This window comes from Blautia sp. AF14-40, from assembly GCF_003479665.1.
Lineage (GTDB): Bacteria > Bacillota > Clostridia > Lachnospirales > Lachnospiraceae > Fusicatenibacter > Fusicatenibacter saccharivorans.
The window spans coordinates 77,824-90,726 of record NZ_QUHK01000008.1 but is presented as its reverse complement, the minus strand read 5'-3'; the positions used below and the strand labels follow the sequence as shown (position 1 = coordinate 90,726).

General features: G+C 47.9%; 10 protein-coding genes. 1 reads left to right on the top strand and 9 read right to left on the bottom strand.

All coding sequences use genetic code 11. The features are described 5' to 3' along the window. Nucleotides 1–114: 114 nt before the first annotated feature. Nucleotides 115–984: a helix-turn-helix domain-containing protein gene (locus tag DWW13_RS08195; protein WP_158576321.1), complete on the top strand. Its 870-nt coding sequence runs from the start codon at nucleotides 115–117 to the stop codon at nucleotides 982–984. Here the strand turns inward: DWW13_RS08195 and DWW13_RS08190 are convergent. From DWW13_RS08190 to DWW13_RS08145, 9 genes are all read right to left on the bottom strand, one after another. Further along, nucleotides 970–1,506 carry a nitroreductase family protein gene (locus DWW13_RS08190; protein WP_118719809.1) on the bottom strand — a complete coding sequence of 179 codons (537 nt, stop codon included), beginning with the start codon at nucleotides 1,504–1,506 and terminating at the stop codon, nucleotides 970–972. The genes DWW13_RS08195 and DWW13_RS08190 overlap by 15 nt on opposite strands. Before the next feature lie 20 nt (nucleotides 1,507–1,526). Further along, nucleotides 1,527–2,063 carry a DUF3877 family protein gene (locus DWW13_RS08185; RefSeq protein WP_158576323.1) on the bottom strand — a complete coding sequence of 179 codons (537 nt, stop codon included), beginning with the start codon at nucleotides 2,061–2,063 and terminating at the stop codon, nucleotides 1,527–1,529. Nucleotides 2,064–2,283: 220 nt separating this feature from the next. After that, nucleotides 2,284–7,107 (bottom strand): penicillin-binding Tp47 domain C-containing protein, encoded by a 4,824-nt coding sequence (locus tag DWW13_RS08175; RefSeq protein WP_158568305.1) that lies wholly within the window; start codon nucleotides 7,105–7,107, stop codon nucleotides 2,284–2,286. A gap of 282 nt (nucleotides 7,108–7,389) precedes the next feature. Further along, a complete protein-coding gene (locus DWW13_RS08170) occupies nucleotides 7,390–7,914 on the bottom strand; it encodes a Gx transporter family protein (RefSeq protein ID WP_117508942.1) in 525 nt (174 codons plus the stop codon). Nucleotides 7,915–7,944: 30 nt separating this feature from the next. Continuing rightward, the gene (locus DWW13_RS08165) at nucleotides 7,945–8,328 is read right to left on the bottom strand and encodes a NusG domain II-containing protein (RefSeq protein ID WP_055266101.1); all 384 of its coding nucleotides are present in this window, start codon (nucleotides 8,326–8,328) and stop codon (nucleotides 7,945–7,947) included. 20 nt (nucleotides 8,329–8,348) lie between these two features. Continuing rightward, nucleotides 8,349–9,221, bottom strand: coding sequence for a 4Fe-4S binding protein (locus DWW13_RS08160; RefSeq protein ID WP_117761496.1), 873 nt, complete (start codon nucleotides 9,219–9,221; stop codon nucleotides 8,349–8,351). 1 nt (nucleotide 9,222) lies between these two features. Further along, a complete protein-coding gene (locus DWW13_RS08155; RefSeq protein WP_055228158.1) occupies nucleotides 9,223–9,711 on the bottom strand; it encodes an FMN-binding protein in 489 nt (162 codons plus the stop codon). Between the two features lie 12 nt (nucleotides 9,712–9,723). After that, nucleotides 9,724–11,781: an FMN-binding protein gene (locus tag DWW13_RS08150; protein WP_118719807.1), complete on the bottom strand. Its 2,058-nt coding sequence runs from the start codon at nucleotides 11,779–11,781 to the stop codon at nucleotides 9,724–9,726. A 2-nt stretch (nucleotides 11,782–11,783) separates the two neighbouring features. Continuing rightward, on the bottom strand, nucleotides 11,784–12,836 hold the full coding sequence (locus DWW13_RS08145) for an FAD:protein FMN transferase (RefSeq protein WP_243026071.1): 1,053 nt from the start codon (nucleotides 12,834–12,836) through the stop codon (nucleotides 11,784–11,786). Between the last annotated feature and the right edge of the window lie 67 nt (nucleotides 12,837–12,903).

The following is a 12,903-nucleotide window of genomic DNA, read 5'->3' as shown; positions in this document are numbered from 1 at the left end:
TTCAGAAGATTCATGCAGTTATCTTATGATTCAGTATAAAACACTGCACGTGGATGAGAAATAGTTGATCTGGTGTTTCTTTTATCCAAAATGGGAAAGCAAAGGAGAAGTCGTATGATACCGGAATATCTGCTTGCAAAAATAGAAAAGAGCGATGTTATCTATCGCTGTATTGGAAATGAAATGAAGAACGGGATTCTGGCGTGCGGTTTTATGCGGAAAGAGACGGCGGACCGCTCGCAGTATCATTTTTCGAACGAGTATTACAGCTGTTTCGTGCTGCTGCGCGGGAGCGGGGAATATATTGCCGAGGACGGCACCTCCTATCCGCTGCAGGCGGGAAGCCTGGTCCAGCGTCTGCCGGGTGTGCCGCATTCCACACGCGTAGACCCCGATGGGAAATGGCTGGAATTTTTTATCTCGATTGGGAAACCGTTTTTTGATTCTTTCTGCTCGCTTTCGGTTCTGAACCGGGAGCCGGTGCTAAAGGCAGAGCTGCTTCCCGGCGATCTCGAGCGGTATCAGAAGCTTCTGCAGTCGTTAAAGGCCACACCGGACAGTCTGCTGCCTTTGCGGATTCCGGAGATGGAAAAAGAGATTCTGCGAATGTACGGCTACCATGCGCACCGGGTGAATCTGCAGCGGGATCCGATCGAGGCCGCCTGCGATATGCTCTCGCAGAATCTTGATGAAGAAATTTCTCTCGAAGAGCTTGCCCGGTCACTCCAGATCGGTTATGAGACGTTTCGAAAAGTATTTAAAAAACAGACCGGCGTCTCTCCTGCACGGTACCGCACTAGGAAGAAAATGGAGCAGGCCTGTATTCTTCTCGAGGGCGGCGTACCGATGAAGGAAATTGCCGGTCTTGTCGGATATGGCGATGTCTATGCGTTCAGCAAGCAGTTTTCCCGGTTCTTTGGATTCCCACCTGGAAAGTACCGCGCACGTCTTCACACGGATGCGCCGGATTTAGAACAGTTTTAAGATATCGTCCACGGTTTTACGTTTCGGCTTGTCCGGGTTGATGGCACGGTAGCCGACAGCAATGACAGCACCAAGGAGCTCATTCTCCGGAATGGAGAGGGCTTCACGGATAGCTTTCTCATCACGGATTCCCATAATCAGAGTATCAAGGCCGAGTTCTATTGCGCGCAGGATCAGGTTTTCGTCATGCAGGCCAAGATCGTAATAGCCCCAGCCGTTTCCGACTTCATTGTCCGGTGTTCCGTCCTGCGTGAAGCCGGAGCGGTCTTTTACGAATGCTGTTACGACAAGTGCGGCTCCCTTTGAACTCTTCTGATTGAATTCTGGAAGGCATTTTGCGGAAAATTCTTCGACTTTCTCCGGTGTTACAAGGGCATAGTACCGTGTTGTCTGTGAGTTTTTCCAGGATGGTGCCTGAATCGCTGCCTGTACGATCTCCTGGATCTGCTCTGCGGTTACGTGTTTCTCCGGATCAAACGCGCGGATGCTTCTTCTTTCTTCCAGCAGTTTTGTAAATTCCATGGTGTATATCCTCCTTTTATTTATAAAGCCTCGTAATCTTCCCGTGAAAAACGGTGATACGTCAGGCCGAATTCATTTTCTTCGACACAGTAACAGTATTCATCTACAGACGGGTCTGAAAAAGAAAATACATGGCCCATCTCATGCTCCTCGGATGCGTTTTCTTCCACGGTAGTATGCATTTTCTCTGCATAGGAAGAAAAGCAGTTTCGAACCTGTTCCATTGTGTTTCCAGGCGTTGTGATCACCTGCAGAAGGTTCTGCAGGAGCTCCGGAACAGGGATTTCCCGCTCAATATAAGAGCATCCCTCCTCCGGGATTTCCACACAGTAGCGGTCTTTGACTGCCGAAATAGCGAGCATTCCAAGGCGCGGCTGTACGTTCTTACAGAACGCGGAAAGCGCTTTAGCCAGGTCTTCTGTTTCGTCTAAAGAGAGGGAACGGCGCAGGGACTCCGCCGGGTAGTAGAGCTTCATCGTACCGCCCTCATAGCCGATCTTCACCTGCCATTCCCGAATTGTATCGGTAATATGTTTTTCCAACAGTTTTGCTGTCATGTTTTCTAAGTCACCTCCATTGTGCTGCATGTGCAAAAAACACAGTATTATTATCGCACGAATTGGGCATTGTGTGAACACTTAATTTTTTGTTTTTTACAAAAAGAAAAGAATCACTTTTTTACTCCTCGAAACGGCAGAAACCTCCGCCAGAAAAGCTGGAACAGAGGTTTCTGTGATTTCTTATGTCAGAAGAATTTCTCAGTCATTTTGTTCTGAATTACTCTTCGTCGTCTTTTTTCTTTCTGCCGCGGAGTTTGAATCCAAGTCCGCCAGCGCCAAGAGATGCAACTGCCATGCTTACCCATCCCCAGATGTTGGTAGCATCACCGGTCTTTGCATTATCGCTCTTCTTGGAAGTAGAGGTATTGGATACTTTATTACTTGCAAGCGGAGTAGATGTTGCTTTCGGGGTGCTTGTCGGGGTCTTCGTCGGCTGCGTCGTAGGTATTGTGGTAGGAGCAGTCGTCGGGGTTGTGGTTGGTGCTGTTGTAGGTGTAACCGTCGGAGTCTCAGTTGGGGTAACCGTCGGAGTCTCGGTCGGGGTTACGGTTGGGGTCTCTGTAGGAGTAGGAGTCGGCTCTTCTGCTGATTTCTTCCAGGTGAAGCTAAGATCCTGATATCCCAGTGAAGAAACTGTAATTTCAAAGGAATCGCCCTCTGCGAACGGTGCTGCATCTGTCTTTAAGGAACCATCCTCATTGAACAGTACAACAGCTCCTCTTCCGCTTGCTGCATATGCTTTTCCATTTACAGTAACAGAGGTAATGTTCTTCAGATAATCTGCAAACTCTTCATCTGTTGCATCCCCTTTCTTAAGCAGACCCGGTGTTGTCGTATCTTCGTTAAATGCTGCCGGCATCTCTTCCGTGTAAAGGATAAAGTCTGCGGAAAGATCTGCATATTTACCATTCTTATCGCTGACAGTCAATGTATAAGAACCTTTCTCTGCATTCTTGAAGTACAGAGTATCACCGGACACGGTTCCCGTCAGACCTTCTACTGTATAGACAGCATCGTAATCATCCGGCAGGCCTTCCAGTTTAACAGAAGCATTTCCAGATGTGACAGACGCATTCTCTACAGAAAATTCATATGCAAACTTAACCGGTACATATACATCTGCGTCGACTTCGTAAATTCCCTTGCTGGTGTAATAGGTAATTTTGTTGATGGTCTGTCCCATCATACTCTTGTAATGTTCAGAAGAAGTCGGGCAATTATGAACGCTTGTGGTAAATCCAGTGCTCCATGCCAGCTTAGACACTCTCCAGATATTCTCCAGATGACGCATTCCGTAATCGTTGCCCTCTTTTGTGCTGACAACAACACCATATACGGTATCTTCGCCTGCTTTGATGGTATCAGTAAGACCATCCAGATCCAGCTGATAATCACCGTATTTGCTGTTAGTGGAGAGCTCTGCCGTTACATTTTCCAGCTTTGCTGTCTCGGTTCCCTGAACAGCACCAAAGGTTACATTGCCGTCTGCATCTACAGATGCTTCTTTGTAATAAGACGGAACCTCATGTAAAGTGTAATATGCATAGCTTGCATTCTCATACAGTGCATCTTTTCCGGTATACGTTGTGGTGGATGTCTGTCCACGGTTGGTAACGGTGATTTCTACAGAATCCTCATCTGTCACTTTCGTGTATTTGCTCAGATCCATACCCTCTGTTACTTTTACTGGGAAGGTGATACCTGTAATATCGCTTCCGTCTGCATTCACATGGTAAGATCCGCCAGAAAGGGAGGCTGTTCTTGTTTTGTTCTTGGTTGCGGAAGTAAATGCATCTACTGGAATATCGTTATGAACCTCTGCCTGATAGAACTCAGCATACGGAATGTTCATTAATACATACTGGGACTGAAGTGCTTCGATTGCTGCATTCAGATGCTCTGTTGCTTCGTCTACGGTTCCCTGGCTCTGTTTTTTCTCCAATGCTTCTTTTGCTTCTGCCAGTTCTGTCTGCATATTATTCCAGGAAGTTTCCGTGTAAAGATCTTTATTCAGTGCATCTGCCTTTGCAATTGCCTCTTCCAGTGCTGCTGTGCTCTCTACCGGATCAGCTCCTACAATATTCGCTTTGGTTGCTTCAAAAGTGTAGGAAGCATCTGCATAGCCAAGTGCATGAATCGTAATCTTCCAATAACCGGTTCCATCCGTTCCCTCCGGTAAAGTGCAGCGCAGGGAATCGGTAAGGCCAAGCTGGATTCCCATTACTTTATGCATCCAGTTATCTGCTGCGAATTTTGTTCCATACGTTGCTTTTGCATTCGTATAAGTGGAATCATCACCGTAATAAGTCCAGGTTACGGTCTGCAGATTAGCAGCCAGATCGCCGTAATCTCCCGTTAAATCTACGCGAAGGAATTCTCCATAAGAACCATTGGCTTCTTTCACGGTCAGTCCTACGGTCTCAGCATCCGGAGCTGTCTTCAGCGCCTGATCTTTGATTCCGGATTCACTTCCTGTTGTTCTTGCAGAGAAGGAGAAGCTTCCATCTGCATTTTTCACTGCTATCTTCAGACCGTTTGTGTTTTCTGTTACATCTGCAACCAGGCCTGTATAGCTCTGCAGTTTATTTTCAGAAAATCCACCGGAAAGTGTTCCGCCGTTTTCTACCACAACATACTTTTTGCAGAAATCTTCGTAATCATCTTCCGAAACTTTTACAGGCACATATTTCAGACCTTTTACTTCATAATGATCAATCTGGCTCTTATCGTAAGTTACGGTCTCGCCGTTCGTCAGAACTGCCGTGGTTGCTGCGGTATAATATGCTACATCATAGGTTGTGCCATCTTTCATGTAGATAGTCGCTGCGCACTGGAAGCTTCCTCTGTGCAGTCCATGGTTTGTAGTCGCACGGGTTACAACATCAAAAGCGCCTTTATCACTTTCTTCGCGACTGTCAGTTTCATCCGAACCAGCGTCGCTTCCTGCCGCCTGAACTCCTTCTGCTGCCCAATATTCAGCCCAGGTAAGACCTGCATATACATATTTATATGTTGTTTCTTTCTTCTCATAAGTAAAGGAAAGCGTCTTGTAACCTGTTGCAGTTACTTCGATTTCAAATTTATTTCCTTCTGCAAAAGCGGCAGCTGTCAGATCAAGCGTACCGTCTTCTTTGATCAGAATTGTTTTCCGTTTTCCAGTTGCTGCATATTCTTTTCCATTTACTTTTACCGAAGTGATGTTCTTGATATAATCAGCAAAGTCATCTTCTGATGCATTCTCTGCTTTTACAAGCGCCGGAGCACTTCCTTTTTCGTTGTAAGCAGCCGGCATTGCATCTGTATACAGAGTAAAGCTCTGTGTCAGATCTGCATAAACACCTTTTTTATCATGAATCGTCAGAGTATACATTCCTTTTTTCGCATTTGCGGAATAAGAAATGGTATTTCCGTCTACTGCAAATCCATCCAGACCATCTACGGAATATTCTGCATCATAATCAGCCGGAAGTCCGGTTACGGTCATCGTTGTCTTTCCAGCGGAAAGAGAAGCGTCTTCTACGGATACACTTGCCTCAAATTTTGTTGGAACAAAAATATCATTCACTGGAATCGTGTAGATTCCTTTGCTGGTATAATAAGTAACCTTATTGATATGCTGTCCCATCATGCTCTTGTAATGTGCAGAAGAAGTCAGGCATCCATGTACCTGTGTTGTAAATCCAGTTGACCATGCCAGCTCTGTTCCGCGCCAGATATTTTCCACATGACGCATACCATAGTCATTGCCTTCTTTCGTGCTGACAATAACACCATAGATCTGATCGGTTCCAACATCAATCGTGTTCTCCAGTCCGTCGAGATCCAGCTGATAATCTCCATATTTTGATTCAGTCATAAATTCCGGAGATACATTGGTCAGTTCAATTGCAGTTCCAACTGTTTTTCCAAAAGAAAGAGAGCCATCTGCATTTACCGTTGCTTCTTTGTAGTAAGAAGGTACTTCGCTTAATACATAATATGCATAGTCTGAGTTTTCAAATAAGGCGTCTTTTCCAGTGTATGTCTGTGTAGATGTCTGACCACGGTTTGTTACTGTAATACTTACAGAGTCAGAATCTGTTACTTTCTTAAATTTGGAAAGATCCACTCCTGTTACTTTAACCGGGAAGGTAATTCCATTGATTGCACTTCCATCTGCATTGGTATGATAAGAACCACCGGCAAGAGTGGCTGTTCTTGTTTTGCTCTTCGTTGCGGAAGAAAATACATCCACTGGAACAGAGTTGTTTACATCTGCAGCATAAAATTCATCATACGGAATGTTCATCAGAACGTAAGCCACCTGCTCAGTTGGAGTCTCGGTCGGGGTCGCCGTTGGGGTTGCGGTTGGCGTTGCTGTCGGGGTCGCCGTCGGAGTCGGTGCTTTAACAAGGCCTTTTACTGCAGTATTCAGCGCATCTTTCGCGGTATCAACAGCGCTCTGGGATTCTTTTGCAGAAAGAGCAGATTTTGCTGCGGTAAGAGCAGTCTGGACAGCTTTCCAGGAGTCTGCGGTGTAGTCAGCTTCCTTTAATGCTTCGGCATCTGCGATTGCTTTTTCAAGTGCTGTGGTGTCTACTGCTTCTGGAGTCGGGGTTGCTTTTTGGGTTGCTGCAAGAGCCGCGGTTTTTACTGCATTCGAAGTTCTGGTTGCACCCGATACAATATCCCATCCTTCAATGTTTTCAATCGTTGCATCTTTTCCAAGAAGTTTCGTTTTGAATCCTTTGCTGTTTGTAGCTGCTTTTTTAAAATATGTAGCATTTTCTGTATTGTATCCAGAACCAGGTGTTACTGCAATATCAGAAAACTTACCGTCTGCAACTGTGATTTTGACATTAACGTCATATTCATCCCATGCATTCTCATCCTCATCGTCTTCTGCAGTTCTGGTAACATGAGCCGTAGACTCATAAGTGCCATCTGCCAGCACGCCACTTGTAGCATCCGCCAGTGCGGTTCCCGGGAGCAGGCTCATGGTCATGGAAGCTGCCATTACGGCTGCTAATGATTTTTTCTGAAGTTCTTTTCTTTTGATCATAACTTCCTCCTTTTTCCTTTTCCACAGTTTTGCAGGAAAAACAGGGGCAAAACTGTCCTTCATTATTATATTAGTTTTCACTAATCAATAATTGTTTTAACTAACCGTAGATTATTCTACTAATTTTTAATCGTTTTGTCTAACTCTTAACTGATTATTTTTTCTCAAAAGAGGCACAGATTCTGCTTATTGAGTATTTTTACTATTTAATGATCCGATACTGTGAAGTTTGTGGGATGATTTTCGTTCCCACACAGAAAAAATTCCGTAGATATGGAGTTTTCACCGCGAAGAACTCTTTCGTCCCTCGCGTTTTACCGCAGAAAGAATGCGGTCCGAAAGGATTCCGATCAGCATTCCGGTGATGACTCCGGCCACGAGAAGCGCCGGCAGATAATAGAACAGTTTGCGGTTCTGCACCACGAGAGCCGCCACGCAGATCTGCGCGACATTGTGCGTCACGCCTCCTGCAATACTTACGCCGGTGATACTAAAGCCCTTGATGTGTTTCAGCAGAAGCATCACAAGAAAGCTCAAAAGCCCGCCGGCAAGGCTGTAAAGGATGGACATTCCATTTCCGAACAGATACCCCATCAGAAGAATGCGGGCGACGGAAATCATCAGGACTTCCCCTGCCGGAAGGAAAAAGAGGCCGACGACTACAACCAGATTGGCAATGCCGAGTTTGATTCCAGGAACACCGAGGTTGATCGGGATCAGTACCTCCACATAACTGAAGATCATGGCAAGTGCCATCAGCATGGCGCATAAGGCAATTTTTCTGCTTGCAGTGCGGCTGTCTCTCATAAATTCCAATTCCTTTCTTCTAAGCTGGTATTATTTTACAATCACATCCGGCGCATCGTCGGCGTCGTCCGTTGTGGATCCGTCACTTTCTACCTCCGCAACCAGCTTATGCGGCAGGCACACGATCGTCTCATTTACCCGGGAAATCGTACCCTGTCTTTTGCAGTAGCCGTCCGGGCAGTCAGCTTCTTCCATATGGACACTTCCGTTTTCGATCACCAGGACATTCGTTCCGTGACCCGTCTGAATTTTCACGGTCTGATTTTCTGCGAGTGAATACGTTCCGTAGACTTCGCCGTCCACCGTGACTTTCATGGTATTTCCATTTTCCGTTTTCGGCAGCCGAAGCGCCAGGGCAAGGATTCCAGCCAGGAGCAGAACGGCGCCTGCCAGAATCAGATCTTTTTTCTTCATATAGTTTTCCTTATTCTGAATCAGATGCCAGCCCATAACAGCAGTGTCAGCAGGAATACAGCACGGAACAGCGTAAAGAGGATTTCATTTCCGTGAAATTCCTTTACCCCGCAGCGGATATTACCTTTCGGACACGTATCAATACATTTCTGGCACTGGAAACAGTCGCCGGAGATCTCCACGTATCCATCGGATGGCAGTTCCACCGCTGACGGGCACTGTCTCGTGCAGGCGCTGCAGCCGCGGATGCAGTTTTCGCGTTTCCGGTGCAGAGTAAAGAACGGCAGGATCGGAAGCAGAGAAAAGACAGCTCCCATTGGGCACAGGAAACGGCAGAAAAAGCGCTCCTCAAAGAACATGCCGACCAGGATCAGCACCAGAAGAACAATGCCTGGAATATAAGAGGAAAGTCGGAAATTTCCCGCATGCAGCATGGAAAAGACATCCCACGGGCTTGTTCCTCTTGCTTTCTGATAAACTCCTGCAAAGCAGCAAAGAGCAATCAGAAGCAGAATGCCGTATTTGACCAGCGCCAGTTTTTTTGCCAGTTCCGGTTTGATGCATCTGGGCTTCTTTTTACGTTTCTTACAGATTATACCATAAATTGCGTGCATTGCATCCCCCAGACTTCCAAAAGCGCATGCAAAACCGCAGAAAAATCTGCCGAAAACAATCGTAAATGCACAGACAAGGAGCAGAGCCGACACAAACGCGGTCATCTCAATTTTTTCACCCTGTCCAAGCTGCGTAAAAATGTATTTCACTCCGTTAAATGCAGCGGTAAATACTGACGGAAGAAACAGGAAATATAAAAGCTGGATTCCGGCACGCAGGCAGGAAACGATCTGTTTTCTCTTCTTTGCCGGTAATGTGGATAGATCTAAATTTTTCATGTTATTTCTCCGCCTTTTCTATTGCTTCCTGCGCCGCATTTCTGATACCGGTGGAGCTGAATGTTGCTCCGCTGATCGTATCAACATCGGCGGACTGTGCCTCAATAATCTTTGGAATGATCGCCTCCGCGTTTGACAGATACGCACTGTCCTCGCCGTCGGCGGATGTGATGGCAAGATCGGTAATCTGGCCGCCCTCTACGGTTACTTCAACTGCAATGGTGCCACCGAAGCCGTCAGCTTCACCGTCATACGTACCGTCCACGTACTGCCCTTCTGCTTCTGCTGCTTCACTTGCGGCCGTATCCGCCGTGTTGGATGCAGCTGCTGCGGCCTGCAGATTTTCCTTCTGAAGCTGGGTCGTCTCAAGCTCTGCCGAGAGCCGCGCGATCTGATCCTCTTTGTCTCTTTTATCGAGTACGGTATTGTAGCCGATCAGAACAGCAGCAATGACAGCGACATTCAAAAAACGAACAATCAATTGTCTCATCTGTTTTCCCCTTTATTGCGTTACTTTCGCAGCATCCAGCGCATTCCGGCATGCCTCAAGAATGGCTTTTGAGGAGCAGGTTGCACGGGAAACGGTGTCGATGTTTTCAAGCGTTCCGGTTTCCAGAATCTGAGCGGAAACGCCTTTGATTTTGGAGGTTCCTTCGGATGCGCGGCGGATGTAGGAGGCATTCTGACTGTCTCCGTCACCGGTGATGTTGCTTAACGCTACGATTTTATCGTTTTCAATTGTTACCGTCACGGAAAGCTGATAAGCGGTAAAATCTTCATCTTCATCCGGCTCGCAGACGGCAATCGCTGTGTATTCGCCGTCCTGATAGATCTTTTGTTCCGGAGTTTCCGTCGGGGTTGGTGTTGGCGTCTCAGTTGGCTCCGGAGTTTCGGTCGGAGTTGGTGTTTCGGTCGGTGTCGGAGTTACCGTTGGCGTCGGGGTTGGATTTTTCTTTTCCTCAGTTACGCGTTCTGCCTCTTTTAAAGCTTCCTCGATTGCCGCAAGAATTCCCCTGGAGCTGTAGGTTGCGCCGGAAACGGTGTCAACTTCCAGTGTCTGGTTTTTCACAACGTCCTTTGCTGTCTGTTTTGCGCGTTTTAAGAATGCTTCGTCATCTTCACTCTCGGTCACGAGAATTGCCTTGATCGTCTCATCCTGAATGACAACTGCCGTTGTAATGTCTCCCAGATAGCCCTCGCCGGTTCCGTAGTAAATGCCTTCCTCGTATGGGAATTTTCCTTCCGGAATCGTTGTGGTTCCGCCGCTGCTCGTTCCGTTATCCGGAACGGTCTCGCCGTTTGTTGCCTTCTTCGCATTTTCCAGCGCCTGTTTTACTGCGTTCTGGATGCCGCGGGAGCTGTACGTTGCGCCGGATACGAGATCCACATCGGTTTTCTGTCCGTCTACGATGCGGTCCGCTACGACTTTGGCACGGTTGAAGAATGTCTCGTCATCTTCGTTTCCCAGAATCAGTACCGCTTTGATCGTCTGATCCTGCAGGGCTACCGCCACTTTGATGTCTCCCTGGAAACCGGCGGCCGTGCCGTAATAAATTCCGTCCTGATAAGGGAAACTTCCCTTGGATGCAGACGAATTGTTATTGTTCTGATTATTATTCTGGCTGTTGTTTCCGTTGTTTGTATTGCTCTGGATTCCTCCGTTTGTACTGGAAGACCCGTTCACTGCCGCCTGACTTAAGGCACTCCGCACAGCTTCAATAATACCGCGGGAGCTGTATGTCGCGCCGGAGACCGTATCCACATTCGTACTCTGTGTTGAGATAATCGTCGAAATCAGAGAGGAAGCACTGGAAAGGTAGCTTGGCGTATCGCTGTTTTCCACAATATCAATCGAAGCAATTTTTCCGCCGCTGACAACAACGCAGACTTTCATTGTGCCGCCAAATCCTGTTCCGGTTCCGTAATACGTTCCATCCCGGTAGGCAGCCGGTTCTTCGATTTTAGATACTGTAACGGTTCCGCCAGCAGAGGCTCCGCCGCCTGCCGCTCCTGATGCGGATGCCGGTTCTGAAGTGTCCTCCTGACCGGTCAGTGCATTTTTCACGGCTGCAAGGATACCTTTTGAACTGAAAGTTGCACCGGAAACCGTGTCCACATCCACACTCTGGGATGCGATGATACGGTCGATAACTCCCTTCGCACGGTTCAGGAAAGTTGCGTCCTCGCCGGGAGCGCTTACAATCGAGATCGACTGAATCGTTTTGTCTTTCAATACGACAGAGACTGTAATCGTACCGCCAAAACCTGTTCCGCTTCCTTCATACGTTCCGTCCGCCAGCTCAAAGCTGCCGGAACCGACTGCTGCGACAAGTTCTGCTTCGGTATCGGTTGTCTTTTTTGTATCGTCCTTCTTTTTGGTATCATCTTTCTTTTCCGCTGCATCGGTATCCTGTTCCGGCTCCGGTGTCACCAGTGCCTCCGGCTGCTCTACGGCGTAAACCGGTGCAGTGTAGCCGTTCAGCGAAATACCGGCGCAGGCTGCTACGATAACTGCCGCGAGAGCCGGTGCAAATGCTGTCAGTTTTTTCCATTTTCCCATGGTTATGTATCACCGTCTTTCCTGATAATGTTTGTCTCGTGATCGGATGTGAAATCGTCAGCAATTCCTTCGGTTACATACAGAACGCCGTCCTCATCCTCCAGAATGGTGTCAAATTCATCGCTGTGTGCACGCCAGTATTCGGCCGCCTTGTCCTTTCCCATGATGAAAAGAGAAGTCGAAAGGCCATCCGCCAGTGTTCCGTCAGCACTTACGATCGTCACCGACACCAGACCGTTATTTGCCGGATGACCGGTCGATGGGTCGATGATGTGATGATATTTCATGCCGTCCTGTTCGAAATACCGCTCATAGCCGCCAGAAGTAATAACTGCCCGGTCGGCCGTCGAGAGAATGCCGAGATAATCATCCTCCGCTTCCGGACTCTGCACAGCAACACGCCATTTGCTGCCATCCGTTTTCGTGCCGACAACCTGAACGTTTCCACCGAGGTTGATGAGCCCGCTCGTCACACCGCATTCCCGGTAAATATCCGCAATTCTGCCGGATGTATAACCCTTTGCGATTCCGCCGAAGTCGATTTTCATGCCGTCCTTGGCAAAGCTGATCGATGCGCTGTCCTTGTCGTAAAGAATGTCATTGGCATCGGTCAGCGGAAGGAGGCTTTCGATCGTCTCATCCGAAGGAATCGTATAATTTCCGGTTGTAAAACCCCAGGCGTCCATGATCGGATAAATTGCGATGTCGAAAACGCCGTTTGTGCTGTCATACAGATCCAGCGAGCGTTCCAGCAGATAGGTGGTATCCTCCGATAAGGTTCCGCCGCCGTTTGCATTGATCTGCGCTACTTCACTCGTCTCCTCTCCGGTCGACAGAAGTGCATCCAGCCGCTCAATCTCCTGCTGCGCCTGATCCACCGCCGTTTCTGCATTCGGACCATAGGCAGTGACCGTCATGTACGTATCCATCGCAAAAATATCTCGGCTGCTCGATGCATCTGCGGCATCGGAAGAAGCTGTGGATGATGCGGATTTCTGCGTGGAATTCTCTTCCGAAGCGTCAGAACTGCTCGAAGACTCCGAAACAGACGCCAGCTGTGTCTGACTTTCACTGCTCTCCGGCTGCGCTGCTGTCCCCGCACCGGAACATCCGCCGACCGTC

Bases quoted from the DNA above. Each gene is read 5' to 3' on its own strand.
- DWW13_RS08195 (WP_158576321.1), top strand. From the start codon at position 115: ATGATACCGGAATATCTGCTTGCAAAAATAGAAAAGAGCGATGTTATC.
- DWW13_RS08190 (WP_118719809.1), bottom strand. From the start codon at position 1,506: ATGGAATTTACAAAACTGCTGGAAGAAAGAAGAAGCATCCGCGCGTTT.
- DWW13_RS08185 (WP_158576323.1), bottom strand. From the start codon at position 2,063: ATGACAGCAAAACTGTTGGAAAAACATATTACCGATACAATTCGGGAA.
- DWW13_RS08175 (WP_158568305.1), bottom strand. From the start codon at position 7,107: ATGATCAAAAGAAAAGAACTTCAGAAAAAATCATTAGCAGCCGTAATG.
- DWW13_RS08170 (WP_117508942.1), bottom strand. From the start codon at position 7,914: ATGAGAGACAGCCGCACTGCAAGCAGAAAAATTGCCTTATGCGCCATG.
- DWW13_RS08165 (WP_055266101.1), bottom strand. From the start codon at position 8,328: ATGAAGAAAAAAGATCTGATTCTGGCAGGCGCCGTTCTGCTCCTGGCT.
- DWW13_RS08160 (WP_117761496.1), bottom strand. From the start codon at position 9,221: ATGAAAAATTTAGATCTATCCACATTACCGGCAAAGAAGAGAAAACAG.
- DWW13_RS08155 (WP_055228158.1), bottom strand. From the start codon at position 9,711: ATGAGACAATTGATTGTTCGTTTTTTGAATGTCGCTGTCATTGCTGCT.
- DWW13_RS08150 (WP_118719807.1), bottom strand. From the start codon at position 11,781: ATGGGAAAATGGAAAAAACTGACAGCATTTGCACCGGCTCTCGCGGCA.